The organism is Bradyrhizobium japonicum USDA 6, assembly GCF_000284375.1.
GTDB lineage: Bacteria > Pseudomonadota > Alphaproteobacteria > Rhizobiales > Xanthobacteraceae > Bradyrhizobium > Bradyrhizobium japonicum.
The window spans coordinates 7,024,369-7,044,495 of sequence record NC_017249.1; the positions used below are offsets into that span (position 1 = coordinate 7,024,369).

At 64.7% G+C, this 20,127-nt stretch carries 20 protein-coding genes; 13 read left to right on the plus strand and 7 right to left on the minus strand.

Annotation, left to right across the window (positions count from 1 at the left end; translation table 11 throughout):
- Positions 1 to 130: 130 nt before the first annotated feature.
- Positions 131 to 1,375, minus strand: coding sequence for an ABC transporter substrate-binding protein (locus BJ6T_RS32935; RefSeq protein ID WP_014496899.1), 1,245 nt, complete (start codon positions 1,373 to 1,375; stop codon positions 131 to 133).
- Between the two features lie 90 nt (positions 1,376 to 1,465).
- Positions 1,466 to 2,281, minus strand: a complete 816-nt coding sequence (locus tag BJ6T_RS32940) for a putative hydro-lyase (protein ID WP_014496900.1) — start codon at positions 2,279 to 2,281, stop codon at positions 1,466 to 1,468.
- 120 nt (positions 2,282 to 2,401) lie between these two features.
- On the opposite strand from BJ6T_RS32940, the gene BJ6T_RS32945 reads away from it, so the two are divergent.
- The 5 genes from BJ6T_RS32945 (at position 2,402) to BJ6T_RS32965 (ending at position 7,414) form a co-directional block, all read left to right on the plus strand.
- The gene (locus BJ6T_RS32945) at positions 2,402 to 3,319 is read left to right on the plus strand and encodes a LysR family transcriptional regulator (RefSeq protein WP_014496901.1); all 918 of its coding nucleotides are present in this window, start codon (positions 2,402 to 2,404) and stop codon (positions 3,317 to 3,319) included.
- Positions 3,320 to 3,351: 32 nt separating this feature from the next.
- Positions 3,352 to 4,602: a Zn-dependent hydrolase gene (locus BJ6T_RS32950; RefSeq protein WP_014496902.1), complete on the plus strand. Its 1,251-nt coding sequence runs from the start codon at positions 3,352 to 3,354 to the stop codon at positions 4,600 to 4,602.
- A gap of 12 nt (positions 4,603 to 4,614) precedes the next feature.
- Positions 4,615 to 5,526: an NAD(P)-dependent oxidoreductase gene (locus BJ6T_RS32955; protein WP_014496903.1), complete on the plus strand. Its 912-nt coding sequence runs from the start codon at positions 4,615 to 4,617 to the stop codon at positions 5,524 to 5,526.
- 11 nt (positions 5,527 to 5,537) lie between these two features.
- Positions 5,538 to 6,611 carry a malate/lactate/ureidoglycolate dehydrogenase gene (locus BJ6T_RS32960; RefSeq protein WP_014496904.1) on the plus strand — a complete coding sequence of 358 codons (1,074 nt, stop codon included), beginning with the start codon at positions 5,538 to 5,540 and terminating at the stop codon, positions 6,609 to 6,611.
- Positions 6,612 to 6,778: 167 nt separating this feature from the next.
- Positions 6,779 to 7,414 (plus strand): suppressor of fused domain protein, encoded by a 636-nt coding sequence (locus BJ6T_RS32965; RefSeq protein ID WP_014496905.1) that lies wholly within the window; start codon positions 6,779 to 6,781, stop codon positions 7,412 to 7,414.
- Between the two features lie 126 nt (positions 7,415 to 7,540).
- Here the strand turns inward: BJ6T_RS32965 and BJ6T_RS32970 are convergent, their stop codons facing one another.
- The gene (locus BJ6T_RS32970; protein WP_014496906.1) at positions 7,541 to 8,614 is read right to left on the minus strand and encodes a tartrate dehydrogenase; all 1,074 of its coding nucleotides are present in this window, start codon (positions 8,612 to 8,614) and stop codon (positions 7,541 to 7,543) included.
- Positions 8,615 to 8,773: 159 nt separating this feature from the next.
- Here BJ6T_RS32970 and BJ6T_RS32975 point away from each other — a divergent pair, with 159 nt between their 5' ends.
- Together BJ6T_RS32975 and BJ6T_RS32980 are read left to right on the plus strand one after the other, a co-directional pair.
- Positions 8,774 to 9,550, plus strand: a complete 777-nt coding sequence (locus BJ6T_RS32975) for an SDR family oxidoreductase (RefSeq protein WP_014496907.1) — start codon at positions 8,774 to 8,776, stop codon at positions 9,548 to 9,550.
- A 114-nt stretch (positions 9,551 to 9,664) separates the two neighbouring features.
- Positions 9,665 to 11,083 (plus strand): amidase, encoded by a 1,419-nt coding sequence (locus BJ6T_RS32980; protein ID WP_014496908.1) that lies wholly within the window; start codon positions 9,665 to 9,667, stop codon positions 11,081 to 11,083.
- Positions 11,084 to 11,136: 53 nt separating this feature from the next.
- Here BJ6T_RS32980 and BJ6T_RS46095 read toward each other — a convergent pair whose 3' ends face one another.
- From BJ6T_RS46095 to BJ6T_RS32990, 3 genes are all read right to left on the minus strand, one after another.
- Positions 11,137 to 11,346 (minus strand): hypothetical protein, encoded by a 210-nt coding sequence (locus BJ6T_RS46095; protein ID WP_028157136.1) that lies wholly within the window; start codon positions 11,344 to 11,346, stop codon positions 11,137 to 11,139.
- 122 nt (positions 11,347 to 11,468) lie between these two features.
- Positions 11,469 to 12,578: an amino acid ABC transporter permease gene (locus BJ6T_RS32985; protein ID WP_014496909.1), complete on the minus strand. Its 1,110-nt coding sequence runs from the start codon at positions 12,576 to 12,578 to the stop codon at positions 11,469 to 11,471.
- Positions 12,579 to 12,580: 2 nt separating this feature from the next.
- Positions 12,581 to 13,768, minus strand: a complete 1,188-nt coding sequence (locus tag BJ6T_RS32990; protein WP_014496910.1) for an amino acid ABC transporter permease — start codon at positions 13,766 to 13,768, stop codon at positions 12,581 to 12,583.
- Positions 13,769 to 13,855: 87 nt separating this feature from the next.
- Between BJ6T_RS32990 and BJ6T_RS32995 the strand changes: the two genes are divergently transcribed.
- The 4 genes from BJ6T_RS32995 to BJ6T_RS33010 all read left to right on the plus strand — a co-directional run bounded on the left by BJ6T_RS32995 (position 13,856) and on the right by BJ6T_RS33010 (position 17,831).
- Entirely contained in the window at positions 13,856 to 14,728 is an 873-nt protein-coding gene (locus BJ6T_RS32995) for a MurR/RpiR family transcriptional regulator (protein ID WP_014496911.1), read from the plus strand.
- A 3-nt stretch (positions 14,729 to 14,731) separates the two neighbouring features.
- Positions 14,732 to 16,081 carry an aspartate aminotransferase family protein gene (locus tag BJ6T_RS33000; protein ID WP_014496912.1) on the plus strand — a complete coding sequence of 450 codons (1,350 nt, stop codon included), beginning with the start codon at positions 14,732 to 14,734 and terminating at the stop codon, positions 16,079 to 16,081.
- Between the two features lie 12 nt (positions 16,082 to 16,093).
- Positions 16,094 to 17,107 (plus strand): amino acid ABC transporter substrate-binding protein, encoded by a 1,014-nt coding sequence (locus BJ6T_RS33005; RefSeq protein ID WP_014496913.1) that lies wholly within the window; start codon positions 16,094 to 16,096, stop codon positions 17,105 to 17,107.
- Positions 17,108 to 17,180: 73 nt separating this feature from the next.
- On the plus strand, positions 17,181 to 17,831 hold the full coding sequence (locus BJ6T_RS33010) for an aspartate/glutamate racemase family protein (protein ID WP_014496914.1): 651 nt from the start codon (positions 17,181 to 17,183) through the stop codon (positions 17,829 to 17,831).
- Here BJ6T_RS33010 and BJ6T_RS33015 read toward each other — a convergent pair.
- Entirely contained in the window at positions 17,828 to 18,475 is a 648-nt protein-coding gene (locus BJ6T_RS33015) for a TetR/AcrR family transcriptional regulator (protein WP_014496915.1), read from the minus strand. The two genes, BJ6T_RS33010 and BJ6T_RS33015, sit on opposite strands and share 4 nt — an antisense overlap.
- 152 nt (positions 18,476 to 18,627) lie before the next feature.
- Between BJ6T_RS33015 and BJ6T_RS33020 the strand changes: the two genes are divergently transcribed.
- Entirely contained in the window at positions 18,628 to 18,837 is a 210-nt protein-coding gene (locus BJ6T_RS33020) for a ferredoxin (protein WP_007607931.1), read from the plus strand.
- A 59-nt stretch (positions 18,838 to 18,896) separates the two neighbouring features.
- Positions 18,897 to 20,117 carry a cytochrome P450 gene (locus BJ6T_RS33025; protein WP_014496916.1) on the plus strand — a complete coding sequence of 407 codons (1,221 nt, stop codon included), beginning with the start codon at positions 18,897 to 18,899 and terminating at the stop codon, positions 20,115 to 20,117.
- The last annotated feature ends 10 nt before the right edge of the window (positions 20,118 to 20,127 follow it).

The window sequence follows — 20,127 nt, forward strand, 5'->3', positions numbered from 1 at the left end:
GTCATTGCGAGCGAAGCGAAGCAATCCAGCATCTCACCACGGAGACACTCTGGATTGCTTCGTCGCTTCGCTCCTCGCAATGACGAGGCTCGTGCGACGATCTCGATTTGCTCCCCTGCTCCCGCAGCGTCTACTTCATCGGCCAGATCGCCTCGGCGATCGCGGCCTGCGGCGGGAAGATGGTGACGAACTTGCCGCCGACATATTGCAGCAGCACCGGGTCGGCGTCGTTGTTCTGGCCGGCCTCGTCGAACTTGACGCGCTTCCAGGGCATGATGGTCTGCTCGCCCGGGATATCGGTCGCGGCCAGTGCATCGCGGATCTTCTCGCCGTCGGCCGACTTGGCGCGGCTGATGGCGTCGGCCAGGATGATCAGGCCCATGAACTGGCGCGAGGTGAGGTCGTTGAAGTCCTTGCCCGAGCGCGCCTTGAACATCTCGTTGATCTTGCCGACCATGGGACGCTTCTGCGCGAGATCGAGCGAGAAGGTACCGCGCGAGATCACGCCTTCGAGCTTGTCGCCGACGGCATCATAGAGCGCCTTCTCCGAGAAGCCGGCGTCCTGCGCCACGATCGCGTTCGGCTTGTAGCCCAGTTCGGCCATGGTCTTGACCAGCAGGATGCCGTCGGTGGTGTAGCTCGAGGGCATCAGCACGTCGGCATTGGCGGTCTTGAGCTGCTGCACCTCGGCCGAGAGCGAGGGCGAGTTGGCGCGGTACTTGATGTCGGTGACGATCTTGTAGCCGCGCTCGCCGGCGATCTTGGCCTGGGCGTTGCCGGAATCGGTGCCGAAGATGGTATCCTCGTGGAACAGCGACAGCGTCTCGATCTTGGTGCCCTTCTTCTTCATGGCATCGAAGAAGTCGAACATCGCAGCCGAGTACATCTCGTCGTGCGGGGCGGCGCGGAAGTAATATTTGAGGCCGCGACGATGCAGACTCGGCGAGGAGTTGTCGGCCGAGACGAACGGGATCTGGTAGCGTTCGCAGATCTGGCTGACGGTGACGGCGACCGCGCTCTGATAGGTACCGATGATCGCGGAGACCTTCTCCTGCGTGATCAGACGCTCGGCTTCGGCGCGGCCCTTTTGCGGATCGGCCTGATGGTCGGCGAACACGAGGCGGACTTTTGCGCCGCCGAGGCCCGGCAGACCCTCGCCCTTGGCCAGCGGCAGATCGAAATCGGTGTCCTTGTTGATGACCTCGAGCGCGGTCTCATAGGCCTTCTGCGCGTCAACGCCCTGCTGCGCGCTGCCGCCGGAGAACGGATAGATGACGCCGATCACGACCTCCGAGGTCTGGGCGCGTGCAGCGAGCGGCACCAACGCGGCAGTGGCGGTGGCTCCTAGCAGCACGTCACGGCGAGAGATCGTCATGGCAAAAGTCCCCTGTTACTAAATTTCGACTGATCGAATGGAGCGATTGATGGATGCGGTAAAGCCCGAAGAAGCAGCAAACGCTGCCTACTAAATCACGGCCATGTTCCGGTTCTTCAGATCCGTCACCAGCATCAGGCCGGGCGAATGCGTGATCGCGAATGGTAGCCTGGCGGCGTTGATCACCGATTGCGGCGTCACGCCGCACGCCCAGAACACCGGGATCTCGTCGTCGGCGACGGGCACGGGATCGCCGTAGTCCGGCTTGGCGAGATCCTTGATGCCGATCAGGTGCGGATGCCCGAGATGCACGGGTGCACCGTGCACGGCGGGATAACGCGAGGTGATCTGCACCGCGCGGATCGCATCGGCCGGCTTGAACGGACGCATCGACACCACCATGGGACCGGCGAACGGACCGGCCTCGCCGCAGGCGATGTTGGTGCGGTACATCGGCACGCGCACGTTCTGCTCGATGTGGCGGATCGGCATGCCCTCGTCGAGCAACGCCTCTTCGAACGAGAACGAGCAGCCGAGCACGAAGGTCACGAGATCGTCGCGCCAATGCTTGGTCACGTCGGTCGGCTCGTCGACCACTTCGCCGTCGCGCCAGACGCGGTAGCGCGGCACGTCGGTGCGGATGTCGAGATCGGCACCGAGTGCGGGGATGTGCGGGCTGCCGACGTCGGACATGCCGATGATCGGGCACGGTTTCGGATTGAGCTGGCAGAAGCGGTGGAAGGCGCCGGCGTATTCGGCCGGCAGGATCGCCAGATTGCCCTGGACGAAGCCGGGAGCGACGCCGGCGGTAGATCCGACCTGGCCGCCGCGATAGGCGAGCCGCGCCTGGCGGCTCGGGAGCGTGTCGGGCGTTTCAGTTTGCTGCGCTGCCACCAAAACAGTCATTTGTTCGACCTGCCTATAAACTCGACAAAGACAGCCAACACCAAGCATGCTATAAAGTCTAATCTTCCTTTCTAATCGATATCGATAAATTCAATTTATCGATCGGGAAAATCCTTCTCAATGCTGGACTTCAGGTCGATCGAAACTTTCCTTTGGGTTGTGAAGCTCGGCAGCTTTCGCGGCGCCGCAGCACGGCTCAATACGACCCAGCCGGCGATCTCCCAGCGCATCGCCCAGCTCGAGCGCGAGATGGGCGTGAAGCTCCTCAACCGCGATCATCGCGTTGCTTCGCCGACGCCGAGCGGCCGGCAGATGATGGTCTATGCCGAGAAGCTGATCGGTCTGCGCGCCCAGATGATGGCCGAGGTCGGCGACCGCTCGGCGATGCGCGGCGTGATGCGCCTCGGCGTCGCCGAGACCATCGTGCACACCTGGCTGCCGCGGCTCGTCAAAAGTATGAACGAAGTCTATCCGAACCTGTCGCTGGAGATCGAGGTCGACATCACGCCGAACCTCACCGCGCGCCTGCTCGCGCAGGAGATCGAGCTTGCCTTCGTGGTGGGGCCGCTGTCGGCCCCGGGCGTCCACAATCGCGTGCTCGCCGATTATCCGATCGGCTTTCTCGCAAGCCCCTCGCTCGGTCTCGGCAACGGACCGGTGACGCCGGCGGAGCTTGCGCGGTTTCCGATCATCACTTTCCCGCGCAAGACCAAGCCATACGAGGTCGTGCGTGAGGTGTTCGACCGGCCGGAGCTGCCGCCGATCCGGCTCCATGCATCTGCTTCGCTGGCGACCGTCATCCACATGGCGGTCGAGGGGCTCGGCATCGCCGTGATCCCCGACGCCATCGTCGAGAACGAGCTCGCCGACGGGCGGCTGCAACTGCTCGACACCGATCTTGCGATCGCGCCGCTGACATTCACGGCGAGTTGGCTCGCCTCGCCTGACGTCGTCGCGGTGGAGCGCGTCGCCGAGCTCGCACGGCAGATTGCGCAGAGCAGCCTCGCGGTTGACGAGTCCGCGCCGGCGCGTCATTGAAAAAGGCGCCGGACAAAAGAGAGACTGACCGCATGAGCCGAGCCGCCACCAATCTGCAAATCGATTCCGCCCGCCTCTGGGGCTCCATCCACGAGACCGCCCAGTTTGGCGGGACGGCCAAGGGCGGTGTGCGGCGGCTGACGCTGAGCAGCGAAGACAAGCAGGTGCGCGATTGGTTCCGCAAGGCTTGCGAGGACGCCGGCCTCGAGGTGCACACCGATGCGCTCGGCTCACAGTTCGGCCTGCGCAAGGGCCGCGACATGTCGAAGCTGCCCGTCGGCATCGGCTCGCATCTAGATACCCAGCCGACCGGCGGCAAATATGACGGCATTCTGGGGACGCTCGGCGCGCTGGAAGTGATCCGCACGCTGAACGACGCGGGCATCGAAACCGAAGCGCCGATCTGCGTCGTCAACTGGACCAACGAGGAAGGCTCGCGCTTCGCACCTGCGATGATGGCGTCCGCCGCTTACGTCGGCGATTTCACCACCGATGACATCCTGTCGCGCAAGGATATCGACGGCACGACCGTCAGCCAGGCGCTCGACAGCATCGGCTATCGCGGCGACAAGCCGGTCGGCTTCCAGAAGCTCGGCTGCTTCGTCGAGCTGCACATCGAGCAGGGTCCGATCCTCGAGGCCGAAGGCAAGACCATCGGCGTGGTCGATTCCGGCCAGGGCGTGCTCTGGTACGACGGCAAGATCTCCGGCTTCGAGAGCCATGCCGGGTCGACGCCGATGCCGCTGCGGCGCGATGCGCTCGCGACACTCTCCGAAATCGTGCTGGCGATGGAGGCCATTGCGAAGAAGCACGGGCCGAAAGCAGTCGGCACCATCGGCGAGGCCGTGATCGCAAATCCCTCGCGCAACGTCATTCCCGGCGAGATCGCCTTCACCATGGACTGCCGCAGCGCGGATGGCGCCATCATGGACGCGCTCGATCGCGATCTTCGCGCCGCAATTGCCGAGATCGCCGCGCGCCGCAAGGTCGAGGTCAAGATCGACCTGGTCTGGCGCAAGCCGCCGACGCATTTCGATCCCAAGCTGATCGCGGCGGTCGAGAACGCGGCAAAGACGCTCGGCTATTCCTCTCGCCGCATCACTTCCGGCGCCGGCCACGATGCCTGCAACCTCAATACCGTCATGCCGGCGGCGATGGTGTTCGTGCCCTGCAAGGACGGCATCAGCCACAACGAGCTGGAGGATGCCACGCAGCCCGACTGCGCCGCGGGCACCAACGTGCTGATGCACACCGTGCTGGCGATCGCCGGCGTCGCGCCCTGATCGGAGAGAGCCATGCGCGGAGTTTTCGTCGACGCCAACGAAGCCCTCGCCGTGATCATGGAGCGGCTGGAGAAGCCCGGCGATCCCGAGGTGCGGATCCACAGGGATCCCGACATCAAGCCCGAGCAATATCCTGAAGTCCTCGATGGTGCGGAGATCGCCATCGTCGACCACACCGCGCTGCCGACCGAGGTCGCGAAGAAATGCACCGGCCTCAAGCACGTCGTGTTCCTCGGCACCGGCGCGCGCAGCTATATGAATCCGGAAGAGCTCGCCGAGCTCGGCATCTCCGTGCATCTGATCAAGGGTTATGGCGACACGGCAGTCGCGGAGTCCGCGATCGCGCTGATGTGGGCCTCCGCCCGCGTCATCGCGATGATGGACCGCGAGATGCGCGTCGGCAACTGGCTGCGCGAGGACGGCATGCAGCTCACCGGCAAGACGCTCGGCCTGATCGGCTTCGGCGGCATCGCTGCGGAAGTCGCACGCATTGCGGTCGGCTCAGGCATGAAGGTGATCGCCTGGAACCGGTCGCCAAAGAGCCATCCGGGCGTCGAGTTCACCGATCTCGACACGCTGTTGGCGAGAAGCGACGTCGTGTCGCTGCATCTGCTGCTCAACGACGAGACCCGCGGCATGATCACGCGCGAGAAGATTTTTGCGATGAAGCCCGGCGTCATCCTGATCAACACCGCGCGTGCCGCGGTCGTCGACGAGCCCGCGATGATCGACGCGCTGAAGTCCGGCCACATCCGCCATGCCGGCCTCGACGTCTTCAACATCGAGCCCCTGCCCGGCGACCATCCGCTGACAAAACTGCCGAACGTGACGCTATCGGCGCATTCGGCCTTCCGCACGCCGGAAGCGAGCGAGAACCTGATTGAAGCGGCATGGGTCCATTGCCGCCGGATCGTGAAGGGATAAAAGCAACAACAATGGCCGACTATCGCACCATCAAGGCACAGCCGCTCACCAACGTCGTCCGTGCCATCGTCAAGGCGGGCGGCTCCACGGACCGCGAAGCCGAGCTCGTGTCCACCAACCTCGTCGAGGCCAATCTTAGAGGGCATGACTCGCACGGCGTCGGCATGATCCCGCGCTATGTCCAGAGCGTCACCACGGGCGGCCTCGCCGTGAACCAGCATGTCAAGATCGTGCTCGACACCGGTCCGCTTCTCACCCTGGACGGCCTCACCGGCTATGGCCAGGTGATCGGCCATGAAGCGATGGAGCTGGCTGCCGAGCGCGCCAAACGCAACGGCGTGTGTCTCGTCGGCCTCTCCAACTCGCACCACATCGGCCGTATCGGCCATTGGGCCGAGCAGTGCATCGACCACGGGCTGGTCTCGATCCACTTCGTCAACGTGATCTCGCGCCCGATCGTGGCGCCGTGGGGCGGCAGCGATGCGCGCCACGGCACCAACCCGTTCTGTGTCGGCATCCCGCGCAGAGGCAAGGATCCGATCGTGCTCGACTTCGCCACCAGCAGGATCGCGCAAGGCAAGACCCGCGTCGCCCACAACAAGGGCGTCGAGCTCGAGCCTGGCACCATCATCGACAACGAAGGCAAGCCGACCACCAACCCGCGCTACACCGTGATCCCGCCGCACGGCGCCATCCTGCCGTTCGGCGAGCACAAGGGCTCCGGCCTCGCACTCGTGTGCGAAATCCTCGGCGGCGCGCTGTCCGGCGGGCAGGTGGTCAAGGGCCCGTCCGACGGCAAGTACAACGTCCTCAACGGCATGCTCTCGATCATCATCGATCCGGGCAAGCTTGGCACCGGCGAAAACCTCGCGCGCGAAGTCGAAAGCTTCGTCGCCTGGCACACCGGCTCGCCGCCCGCCCCCGGCGTCGACAAGGTGAAGATCGCCGGCGACCCCGAGCGCGAAACCAGGAAGAAGCGTCTGGCCGAAGGCATTCCGGTCGACCCGACCACCTGGCAGGAAATCCTGGAGGCCGGGAAGAAGTTCGGGCTGGATCAGGCTGCGATCGAGAAGATCGCGGGCTAGTCGGGAACGAAGTGCATCGCTGACAATAGCCCGGCCAAGTGCACTATCGCGCAACGAGGTCTGGACTGAGGCGAAGCATCACCGCACTCGTGGAGCGGATTTGAACCGGCCCGCGTCGTCTCACGACGACGCGAATATCCCGGTCCACAGCCGCCCCCGAGGTTCACATGTTCTCCCGTCTTGCAAAGCTCATGTCCGGCTCGAGCGAGCCGTTACCCGAAACCGACTTCTACCGGCATCGGCTCGCGATCTATGAAAGCGAGCTTGGCGAGCCCGAGCACAGCGACCGCGCGGAGCGCCGCATCGACATCCACGCCTTTGGCCGCGATTTCGTGCCGGTGTGCGAAGAGGGATCTGACGAAGGTTATGTCCTTCTCACCAACGGCATGAGTGAGCAGCGGATGCCGGGAGTGCATGGGGACGCGAAGCCGCGTGCCGAGCTGATGTGGTACGTCCGCGAGCCGACGCCGGAGATCTGCGCCAATCTGCGCTGGCTCGCCAATCTGCCGTTCATCGACACGACCTGGTTCGGTTTTGGTCACCGGGTCGCGATGCCCTCGCCGCCCATGGCCGGAACGGAATTTCAGACGTTCCTGTTTCTGACGCCGATCATCGGTCCGGATAAGCGCCTCGCCGAGGCGCTTGAGATATCGGGCGATCCGGTGGAAATCCTGACGGTGAACCTGATCTCGCGCCAGGAGCTGGAGCTGATCAAGTCCAGGGGGCTCGATCCGTTTCTCGATCTGCTCGACGAGCATGACTATCCGCCGATCTTCGATCCGGCGCGGAAATCGTATGTGTAGGGTGGGTTAGCCAAGCGCATGCGCGAAGCTCATCTGCTTGGCGTAACCCACCTCTTCTGTCTCTGCGGATAGGAACAGTGGTGGGTTACGCCTTCGGCTAATCCACTCTACGCAGTTCGCTTCGCCTCAATCCACCATATCCGCAACCGCCTTGCCGCAGGCAGTCGTGTCGGCGTTGCCGCCGAGGTCCTTAGTGCGCAGCGTGCGTTCGGCGAGCGTGCGCTCGATCGCATCGACGATCGACTTGCCGGCGACCTTCTCGCCGAGGTGCTCGAGCATCATCGCGCCGGACCAGATCGCGCCGATCGGGTTGGCGATGCCCTGCCCCGCAATGTCGGGCGCCGAGCCGTGCACCGGCTCGAACACCGAGGGGAAATCGCCCTCGGGGTTGATGTTGCCTGACGGCGCGATACCGATGGTGCCGGTGCAGGCCGGGCCGAGATCGGAGAGGATGTCGCCGAACAGATTCGAGCCGACCACCACATCGAACCAGTCCGGATGCAGCACGAAGTTCGCGGTCAGGATGTCGATGTGGTACTTGTCCCACTTCACGCCCGGAAACTTCTTGGCCATCGCCTCCACGCGCTCGTCCCAATAGGGCATGGTGATGGAGATGCCGTTGGACTTGGTCGCCGAGGTCAGGTGCTTCTTCGGGCGCGACTGCGCGAGCTCGAAAGCGAATTTCAGGATGCGGTCGACGCCGGTGCGGGTCATCACCGTCTGCTGCGTGACGAACTCGCGGTCGGTGTCCGGGAACATGCGGCCGCCGACGGAGGAATATTCACCCTCGGTGTTCTCGCGCACCACCCAGAAATCGATGTCGCCGGGCTTGCGGTTCGCCAGCGGCGACGGCACGCCGGGCATCAGCCGCACCGGGCGCAAATTCACATACTGGTCGAACTCGCGGCGAAACTTGATCAGCGACCCCCACAGCGAGACGTGATCCGGAATCTTGGCCGGCCAGCCGACGGCGCCGAAATAGATCGCGTCATGCTTGCCGATCTTTTCCTTCCAATCGTCGGGCATCATCTGGCCGTGCTTCTCGTAATAGTCCCAGGACGAGAAGTCGAAATGGTCGAAATGCAGGGACACCCCGTGCTTCTTCGCCGCTGCCTCCAGAACGCGCAGGCCCTCGGGCATCACTTCCTTGCCGATGCCGTCGCCGGGAATGACTGCAATCCGGTATTGTTTCTTGCTCATCGAGAACGTCCTTGGTTGGTCCGGCAGCCGCCGCCTTTTTGACCGCACTGCAATGGACCAAACTCGGCAGCAGTGCAACGCTGCACTGCAATGTTGACCGTGGCGCGGCCGAGCGCCTACTGATTTGATCCTGATGTTCCCACCGAGCGAGTACCCTTCATGGATCTGCATCTGCGTGGCAAGCGCGTCCTGATCACGGGCGCGTCCAAAGGCATTGGCGCAGCCGCCGCCGAGGCGTTTGCCGAGGAAGGCGCAAACCTCCTGCTCGCCGCCCGCAGCGGCGACCAGCTCAAGGCGCTGGCGGACCGCCTGCGTTCCGCGCACCAGATCGATGCCGCGACGAGCATCGTGGACCTGCGCAAGGCCGAGGACGTGGCGCGGCTCGCGAGGGAAGCCGCCGATATCGACGTGCTCGTCAACAATGCCGGCGACATCCCCGGTGGCTCCATCGACAAGATCGACGAGGCGACCTGGCGGCACGCCTGGGAATTGAAAGTGTTCGGCTATATCAACCTGACGCGGCAGATCTACGCGCAGATGAAGGCGAAGGGCGGCGGCGTCATCGTCAATGACATCGGCGCGGCCGGCGAAAAATTCGACGCCAACTACATCTGCGGCAGCGCCGGCAACGCCGCATTGATGGCCTTCACCCGCGCGCTCGGCGGCAAGAGCCTCGCCGACAACATCCGCGTGGTCGGCATCAATCCCGGCCCGGTCGGCACCGATCGCCACGTCACCCTGCTCAAGACGCGGGCAAAGCACCAGTTCGGCGATGAGAGCCGTTACAAGGAATTCCAGAAGAGCCTGCCGCTCGGCCGGCCCGCGCATGCGCGCGAGATCGGCGATCTCATGGCGTTCCTGGCGTCCGATCGCGCCGGATATACGTCGGGGGTCATCTATACCGTGGATGGCGGCATCAGCGCGGGCTGGGGTTAGTTTTTCCCGTCATTGCGAGCGCAGCGAAGCAATCCAGGAATGCATCCGCTGTGGCAGTCTGGATTGCTTCGCTGCGCTCGCAATGACGACACAATAGGCACAGGAGTAAAATAGTTGTCTCAAGACTTGATCCGAGAAACGGCCTGCGCCGTCGTCGACAAGCTGCGCTCCAGCGATGTCTCGCCGCTCGAATTGCTGGATGTGGTGGAGAAGCGCGTCAAGGAGGTCGACGGCAAGGTCAATGCGCTGCCGACGCTGTGCTTCGATCGCGCGCGGGATAACGCGAAAACGCTGATGCAGAAGCCGGCCGGCGCGCGCGGACTGCTCGCGGGCCTGCCGGTGCCGATCAAGGATCTCACCGACGTTGCCGGCGTGCTGAATACGCAGGGCTCGCCGATCTTCAAAGACAACATCCCCGCGAAGTCCGACCTCATGGTCGAGAACCTCGAAGGCAACGGCGCGGTCGTCTACGCCAAGTCGAACACACCGGAATTCGGCGCCGGCGCCAACACCTTCAACGAAGTGTTCGGCGCGACGCTCAATCCCTGGGATACGACGAAGTCTGCGGCCGGCTCCTCCGGCGGCGCGGCGGTGGCGCTTGCCACCGGCATGGCCTGGCTCGCCCAGGGCTCCGACATGGGCGGCAGCTTGCGCAGCCCCGCAGCCTTCTGCGGCGTGGTCGGCATGCGGCCGAGCATCGGGCGCGTCGCACATACGCCCAAATCGGCGATCGACCGCAATCTCGGCGTGGTGGGACCGATGGCGCGCAACGTCGAGGATCTTGCGCTGCTGTTGGATGTCATGAGCGGCGACTATGCAGACGACCCGCTCTCGCTGCCCGCGCCTGCGACCTCGTTCCTGTCGGCGGCGCAGTCAGGCAAGAAGCCGAAGCGCATCGCCTATTCGCCCGATCTCGGCATCACGCCGGTCGATCCCGAGGTCAAGGCGATCACGCGCAAGGCCGCGGAACGCTTTGCCGAGGCCGGCGCGATCGTCGAGGAAGCGCATCCGGACTGGCGCGAGGCGCATGAATGCTTCCACGTCCTGCGCGCCTTCGATTTCGCGATCACCAAGGCCAATCTGCTGCGGACCAAGCGCGACCTTCTGAAGCCCGAGGTGATCTGGAACATCGAGGAAGGCCTCAAGCTCACCGTCGAGCAGCTCGCGCGCGCTGAAGCGCAGCGCGTCGGCATGACCGCACGCGCGATCGAGTTCTTCAAGACCTACGACCTGCTGTTGACGCCAACCACGATCGTGCCGCCCTTCCCGATCGAGCACCGCTATGTCGCCGAATGCGCCGGCAAGAAGTTCGAGAACTATGTCGAATGGCTCGGCATCGTCTACGCCATCACGCTGGCCTGCTGCCCGTCGCTGTCGCTGCCCTGCGGCTTCACGGCGTCTGGCCTCCCGGTCGGCGTACAAGTCGTCGGTGCCCCGCGAGCGGATGCGCAGGTGATCGCCGGCGCGAAGGTGTTGGAGGATATTCTGGGTCTGCGCGGCTCTACGCCGATCGATCCCAAGGTGAAGGCATAATCTGAGCCGCACCGGCGGGAGCTTGGCGGCCCCCGCCGTGCGCCGCTCAGGTCCTAGTCGTTCACCTTCGGTCCGCCGTGATATTGATGCGCATCGGCGACGGGCTCCTCCGTCGGTGCGAAAGCGAAGGAGTTCCGATGCGCTTCCGACACCTGGATGGCGGTCGCCGAAGCCATGTGTTGGTGCTTCATTGCGTCATGGGCGGATGCGGCAGAGCAAAGTACGACCAGCATCGCCGACGCGGTGAGAACAGACTTGATCATGATGTGACGTGCCTCTTGTTGAGTGCCACCAGCCATATTCAGGTGGGCCTCGCAACGTAGGATTCCCAGTTTGAATCCGGGCACGCGTTATAGGCACGGCATAAGCATTTCGTGATCGAGGGTCACCTCGCGCCGGCGTGAGCCTCCAGGTTACGGCTGTAACGCGACATCGCGAAGCAAAACACAAAGTAGATCGCGGCGACGAAGATATAGACCTCGACCGAGAATTGCTGCCAGGCGGGATCGATGATCGCGGTCTTGGCCGTCGTCAGCACGTCGAAAATGCCGATGATCAGGACCAGACTGGTGTCCTTGAAGAAGGCGATGAAGGTGTTGACCAGCGGCGGGATGACGTGGCGAATCGCCTGCGGCAGGACGATCAGCCGGTGCTTGCGCCAATATGACAACCCCAGTGCGTCGGCGGCCTCATATTGCCCGCGCGGCACGGCCTGAAGACCGCCACGGATGACTTCGGCGAGGTAGGCGCCCGCGAACAGGATGATGGCGATCTGCGCGCGCAATAGCTTGTCGATGTTGAAGCCACTGGGCATGAACAGCGGAAACATCACGCTCGCCATGAACAACAGACTCACCAGCGGCACGCCGCGGATCAGCTCGACATAGAGCACCGAGAGCGAGCGGATCGCCGGCAGCTTTGAGCGCCGGCCGAGCGCAACGAGGATGCCGAGCGGGAAACCAAAGGCCAACCCAAACGTCGCCAGGATCAGCGTCACCGGCAATCCGCCCCAACGGTCCTGCGAGACGAAGGAGAGCCCGAACACCCCGCCCCACATCAGCACGCTGATCAGCGCCAGCGCGCCGATCCAGATATAGGCCAGCTCGCGCCGCCACAGGGCGCGGCGGGTGGAGAGATAGAACAGCGCGATGAACAGCACGACCGACAGCGCTGGTCGCCACTGCTCGTCGAACGGATAGGTGCCGAACAGGATGAAGCGATATTTTTCGGGAATGATCGCCCAACAGGCGCCAAGGCCACGCACCGCCTTGCAGGCGCTGGAGTCATTTGCCGGTGTCAGCCAGACGGCGTTCGCGACGCCCCACTGCACGAAGCTGAAGACGCCCTTGGACAGCACCGCCAGCAGCACGACCGTGAGGATGCCGTTCGGGATCGACGAGAACAGGTTGGTGCGCAGCCAGCGCAGCGCCGGATTGCCAATCTGCGGGCGGCGGGCGGCCCGCGGTGCGTCCGGAATATCGGTGATCGCGGTCATGCTCAGCGCTCCACCAGCGCGATGCGCGAATTGTACCAGTTCATGAAGAAGCTGATGCCGAGGCTGATGGTCAAGAACACCGCCATGATCAGCGCGATCGCCTCGATCGCCTGCCCGGTCTGGTTCAACGTGGTGTTGGCGACCGAGACCACGTCCTGGTAGCCGATCGCGACCGCGAGCGAGGAGTTCTTGGTCAGGTTGAGATACTGGCTCGTCATCGGCGGCACGATGACGCGCAGCGCCTGCGGCAGGATGATCTGCCGCAGCATGAAGCTGCGGCGCAAGCCGAGCGCATTTGCGGCATCCCATTGCCCGCGCGGCACGGACTGGATGCCGCTGCGCACGATCTCGGCGATGAAGGCCGAGGTGTAGGTCACGAGCGCGATCAGCAGCGCGAAATACTCCGGCGCGAGCGTCAGCCCGCCGACGAAGTTGAAGCCGCGCAGCTCCGGCCATTCGATCTTCCAGGACACACCAAGCGCCACGGACATTGCCGCCGGCAGCGCGACGATGAAGCCAACCGCAAAGGGCCAGGCCGGCCGCGGCTTGCCGTCGCGCATCTGCTGCGCGATCAGCCATCGCCTGATGAGATAGAACACGGCAAGCCCGAGCACGGCCGTACCGAGCACCCAGAGCTGCGGCGAGCCGACCGGAATCGCCGGCAGGATCAGGCCGCGATTGGACAGAAATACGCCCTCGACCGGCCGCCAGGCCGCGCGCGCGGCCGGCAGTGCCTGCATCAACACGTACCAGAACAGGAGCTGCAGCAGCAGCGGGATGTCGCGGAGCGTTTCGACATAGACGGCGGCGAGCCGCGACAACAGCCAGTTGGCGGAGAGACGCGAAATGCCGATCAGCGTGCCCAGGATCGTCGCGAGCACGATGCCGATCACGGCGACGCGCAAGGTGTTGGCGATGCCGACGACGAAGGCCCACAGGTACGTGTCTCTCGGATTATAAGAGAGCAGGCTGTCGGCGATCGGCATGCCGGCTTCGCGGCCGAGGAAAGCGAAGCCGGTCGTGATGCGGCGGGCCGAGAGATTGGTGACGGTGTTGGACCAGAGGAAGGCGACAACCCCAAGCACGATCCCGACGACGAGCACCTGCCAGAACAGGCCTTGCAGCTCTCGGCGGCCAAATCCGCCGAAGAAGCGACGGCGGGGCGGCGGTCTTGGACTGTCTGAAGTCACAGCACAAAAATCCTTCTGGCGAGCAACGATTTCCGGCGGCGCACGTCAACTGTTGCACCAATCTCAAAAGCGTGCAACAAATGTTTCATGGCCGAGCCCGCGAAATCCTCGCCCTTGAGCGAACTGCGCATTGCGTTGCCATCGCTCCCCCTGCGGTTGCAGGAGGTCGGCCGCTTCGTTGCCGCCAATGACTACGACGCCACCACCCGTTCGATGCGCGATCTTGCCGCCGAGGCTGGCGCCGACCCGGCCGCATTCACGCGGCTTGCCAAGGCCATCGGCTATTCCGGCTGGGACCAACTGCGCGCGGCACTCACCGAAGCGCGGCGGCCGTCGCAGATCTCACCTTTCTCCGGCCGCGCCAAGAGCCGGCGTCACGGCCCGAACGCCGATGTCGCGCTGGTCACCGACAAGCTCGAGGCCGAGGGCGCAGGCCTCCCGCGCATTCCGGCCCAGCCGATTGCGGACGCCGCCCGCGCGCTGCACGACGCCAAGCGGATCTGGATTGCCGGTTACCGAAGCTGCCGGAGCGTCGCGGAGCTCTTGAACTACGAGCTTCGGCTGTTCCGTCCCGAACAGGTGCAACTCGTCGGTGCATCCGGCCCCGACGATCTCGATCTCGGCGCCTTTCGTCCCGGCGAAGCCGTCATCGTCATCGGCTTCCTGCCCTACACGCATGCGAGCGTCCGTGTTGCGCAGGCCGCCCATCGTGCCGGCGCAGCGCTGATCGCGATCGCGGACAGCCTCTCGGCGCCGATGGCCGAAGGCGCCGACCACGTGCTGCTGTTCGAGGCGGCCTCGTCCCCCGGCTTCTTCCCGAGTCTCACGGGCGCCATCGCGATTGCGCAATCGCTCGCGGCGGTAACATTCTCGCTCGGCGGCGCGGCCGCCAAGAAGCGCCTGGAAACCACCGAGGCGCGGCTCGCCGCGGCCTCCACTTACGTCCCAGAGAAAGGTTGACCCATGGCCGCTCGCACCAGCCGCGTGCTGCACCGTTCGTTGCGCGAAACGCCGCCCAAGGCGATCGGCGGCGAAGGCGTCTATCTCTTCGCCGAGGACGGGCGGCGCGTGATCGACGCTTCCGGCGGCGCAGCCGTCTCCTGCCTCGGTCATCAGCATCCGCGCGTGATCGCGGCGATAGCAAAACAAGCCTCGACGCTGGCTTACGCGCACACCGCCTTCTTCTCCTCCGAGCCGGCCGAGGCGCTGGCCGAGACGCTGGTCGGGCATGAACCCGGCGGTCTCGCCTACGCCTATTTCGTCAGCGGCGGATCGGAGGCGATTGAAGCCAGCATCAAGCTCGCGCGGCAATATTTCATCGAGCGCGGCGAGCCGCGGCGGCAGCACTTCATTGCGCGGCGGCAGAGTTATCACGGCAACACGCTCGGCGCGCTCGCCGCCGGTGGCAATGCCTGGCGGCGCGCCCCCTATGCGCCCCTGCTGTCCGGCGCCTTCAGCCACGTGACGCCGGCCTTTGCCTATCACGAGAAGCACAAGGGCGAATCCGACGCGCAGTTCGTGGCGCGACTGGCCGCGGAACTCGAAGGCGAATTTCAGCGGCTTGGCCCCGACACCGTCGCCGCGTTCCTCGCCGAGCCCGTTGTCGGTGCCACCGCCGGTGCGGTGACGGCACCGGACGGCTACTTCAAGGCGGTGCGCGAGATCTGCGACCGGCATGGCGCCCTCCTCATCCTCGACGAGGTCATGAGCGGCATGGGCCGCACCGGCACGACACACGCCTGGGAGCAGGAGGGCGTTGCTCCCGATATCCAGGCGATCGCAAAGGGCCTCGGCGGCGGCTACCAGCCGATCGGCGCGATGCTCGCGAGCGGCAAGATCATCGACACCATCCGCTCGGGCTCCGGCGCGTTCCAGCATGGCCACACCTATCTGGCGCATCCCCTCGCCTGCGCGGCCGCGCTCGCGGTGCAGGACGTGATCCGCGAGGACCGCCTGCTCGACCGCGTCAAGGAGCGCGGCAAGCAGCTCGAGCAGCGCCTGACCGAGCGCTTCGGCAATCACCGCCATGTCGGCGACATCAGGGGCCGCGGCCTGTTCTGGGCGATCGAGCTCGTCGCCGATCGCACCGGCCGCACCTCGTTCGATCCCGCGCTCAAGCTGAACCAGAAGATCAAGGCGGAAGCCTTCGCCAACGGGCTCGGCTGCTATCCCGGCGGCGGTACCGTGGACGGCGTCCGTGGCGACCATGTGCTGCTGGCGCCGCCCTATATCGCTTCGGCTGACGAGATCGATCTGATCGTCGACAAGCTCGGCACCGCCGTCGACAACGTGTTGCGTAGTGTCAATCACTGAGGGGAGAGTCATATGATGAGGAAAGTGGTTATCGCGGCGAGCATGCTCGCGGCATCGACGGTTGCCGCGTCGGCGGCGACGCTCGACACGGTGAAGAGCCGCGGCACGCTGATCTGCGGCGTCAGCGCCGGCTTTGCCGGTTTCTCCGCGCCGGACTCGCAGGGCAATTACAAGGGCCTCGACGTCGATTATTGCCGCGCGCTCGCCGCCGGCGTGCTCGGCGATGCCAGCAAGGTCCGCTACGTCTCGTTGACCGCGCAGAATCGCTTCACCGCGCTGCAATCGGGCGAGATCGACGTACTCTACCGCAACTCGACCCAGACGTATCTGCGCGGCGTGACGCTGGGCCTCCGCCAGGGTCCGATCAACTTCTACGACGGCCAGGGTTTTGTCGTGAAGAAGGACCTCGGCGTCAAGGAGCTGAAGGACCTCAAGGGCGCCACGGTCTGCGTCGCGCAGGGCACCACGCATGAAGTCACGCTCGGCGATTACGGCCGCGCCAACGGCATCGACTGGAAGCCGCTGGTGTTCGACCGTGTCGACACCATGTACCAGACCTTCTTCGGCGGCCGCTGCGATGCAATGACCCAGGACGCCTCCGCGCTCGCCGGCGCGGTGACGACCGCGGCGCCGAATCCGGCCGACTACGTCGTGCTGCCGCAGACCATCAGCAAGGAGCCGCTCGGCCCGTTCACCCGCAACGGTGACGAAGTCTGGAGCGACATCATCACGTGGTTGCATTACGGCCTGATCGAGGCCGAGGAGCTTGGCGTCACGCAAGGCAATGTCGACGAGATGGCGAAGTCACAGACGCCGGCGATCCAGCGCCTGCTGGGTGCCTCCGGCGACCTCGGCTCGCGGCTCGGTCTCGACAACAAATGGCTGGTGACGGTGATCAAGACCACCGGCAATTACGGTGAGATCTACGAGCGCAATGTCGGCAAGGCGAGCCCGCTCAAGCTCGACCGCGGCCTCAACGGCCTCTGGAGCAAGGGCGGCTTGATGTACGCGGTGCCGTTCAAGTAAACACGCGTGTCCCGGACGTGCAGCGTGCAACGCTGCCGTCCGGGGCGCGAGACCTGCCAGGTAATCACCTCCAATGACGACGCCCCCACGCATCGCCCTCATCCATGCCCTCAAGCATTCCATCGCGCCGATCGAGGCCGCGTTCGCGAAGGCGTGGCCAGAGGCACGGCTGATGAACCTGCTCGATGACAGCCTTTCGGCGGATCTGGCCCGCGACGGCGCGCTCAACGATGTCATGACCGAGCGCTTCCTTGCGCTCGGCGATTATGCGGCGGCGACCGGAGCGAACGGAATCCTGTTCACCTGCTCGGCCTTCGGCCCCTGCATCGAGGCCGTCGCGCGCGCACATGCGCCGATGCCCGTGCTGAAGCCGAACGAGGCGATGATTGAGCAGGCCGTGACCATGGGCAAGCGGATCGGCCTGCTCTCGACCTTCCCGCCGACACTAGCCTCGATGCCACCGGAATTTCCGGCCGCGGCCCAGGTCGTGCCGAAACTCGCCGAGGGCGCGCTGGCGGCGCTCGATCGCGGCGATCGCGCCATGCACGACAGGTTGATTGTCGAGGCGTCAGAGGACTTGCGCGATTGCGACGTCATTGCGCTCGCGCAATTCAGCATCGCGGCAACCGCGCCGCTGGTCGCCGAGGCCACCGGCCGCCCGGTCGTGACGACTCCGGACAGCGCGGTCGACAAGCTGATGAGGCTGCTGAAAGCGAAGGTCTAGGCGCCGGCCTCTTTCCGACGTCGCGCATCCTTGATCGCAGCAGCGAGCGCGGCCTTCGTTTCGTTCACAAAATCCTCGACCAGTTCCTCGCGCGTGGCATGCGCGGCCTCGCCGGTGAACAGGCCCTGCTCGGCCAGCATCACCACGCCATGCAACGCCGCCCAGATCTTGAGCGCTTGCCGCTCGCGCAAAAAGCCGACCGCCGGCGCCTCGAGGGCTTCGACCACCAGCGCGAAAGTCTCGCGCGTGGCGTCGTGCAGCTCGCTGCCCTTGGCCGCGCATGACACGGTGCGGGACGCGAACATCAGGCGATAGATGCCGTTGCGGCGCAGACCGAAATCGAGCGTCGCCTGCGCCAGCCGCGACAGTTTCGATTGCTTCGACGGCTTCGCCATCGCCGCGCGTAGAAGTGCACTGAGCTGCCGGAACGCCTCCGCCGTCACCGCCGTTAGCAGCGCATCACGGTCGGCAAAATGCCGATACGGCGCCGGCTGCGAGACGCCGAGCTGTTTGGCAAGCGCCTTGATGCTGATCGCCTCGGCGCCGCCCTGCTCCGCCTCGCGCAGCGCGGCCTTGATCAGGGCGTCACGGAGATCGCCATGGTGGTAGGTATTCTCCGGCTTACGGACGAGTTGTGAACGCATGTTACGTCAAGCCTATAAGTTTGCGCTTGACAGGGGAAGCCCGCCGCGAATGTAATAGCATATAACTTAACGCGACGGCAAATGCCGCCGATAAAATTGACATGAGGATCGCGCGGCCTTCGGGTCCCGCGCACACGACCGAGGAAGCCGCCATGACAGAGCGACTGAGGGTTCACGTCGATCCCGACAAATGCCAGGGCCACGCGCGCTGCAAGGCGCTCGCACCGGAGCTGTTCGAGCTCGACGAATACGGCAACGCCCATGAGGCCGGCGACGGCACCGTGCCGCCCGGCCTCGAAGACAAGGCCTGGCTTGCCAAATCCAACTGCCCGGAAATTGCGATCGATGTGATCGAAGAGTAGCGCGGCCCCTGCCCGCTTGCGTGCTTTCAGTGAACACGAGCCCCAAGGGATTTCCTGCTATGTCCGACGTCAGCCAGCCCGCCGCCCATCCCCCCGTGACCGACTGGGTCCATGATTTCGACCACACCGATCCGCAATGGACGGACGATCCCTTCCCGATCTGGGAGGAGCTGCGTGCCGCGAGCCCCGTGGTGCACACCGAACGGTTCCTCGGCTGCTACATGCCGACGACCTATGAGGCCGTGCGCGAGATCGCCAACGACACCGAGCATTTCTCCTCGCGCCGCATCATCGTTCGTGACGTCCGGCCGGAGATTTCCAGGAACGCGGCTCCGCCGATCACCTCCGACCCGCCCGTGCACAAGCCGGCCAAGCAATTGCTGCTGCCGCCGTTCACGCCGGATGCGATGAAGAAGCTGGAACCGCGGATGCGCGCGATCTGCAACGAGCTGATCGACGGGTTCATCGCCGATGGCAAGGTCGACGCCGCAGCGCGCTACAGCAAGTATATTCCGGTTCAGGCCATTGCCCACATGCTCGGCATTCCCGAGAGCGACAGCGACCTGTTCATCAACTGGATCCACATGATCCTCGAGCTCGGCATCAAGGACGAGAGCAAGCTGCTCCAAGCCGTGCAGGAGATGAGCGCCTATTTCAGCACCCATATCGAGGAGCGGAAGAAGAAACCGACCAACGACCTGATCTCCTATCTCATGAACGCAAGGGACAAGGAGGGCAATCCGCTCGAGGACTCCCACGTGCTGGGTTCGCTGCGGCTGCTCCTGATCGCCGGCATCGACACCACCTGGAGTGCGATCGGCTCCTCGCTCTGGCATCTCGCGAAAACGCCGGCCGACCGCGAACGACTGATCGCCGAACCCGGGCTGATCCCGATCGCCGTGGAGGAGCTGCTGCGGGCCTATTCGCCGGTGACCATGGCCCGCGAGGTGGTCAAGGAGACCACGATCTCGGGCTGCCCGGTCAAGGCCGGCAACATGGTGCTGCTGTCGTTCCCGGCCGCCAACCGCGACCCCAAGATGTTTCCGGACGCTGACAAAGTCGTGATCGACCGCCGCGAAAACCGCCATGCCGCCTTCGGCCTCGGCATCCACCGCTGCGTGGGTTCCAACCTTGCACGCATGGAGATGCAGGTTGCGCTGGAGGAATGGCTGAAGCGGATTCCGGATTTCGCCCTTGATCCGGCAGGCACGGTGACCTGGTCACAGGGCACGGTGAGAGGCCCCCGCCAGTTGCCATTTCTGTTTGGAAAGGCGATGTAGGCCTTTCCAA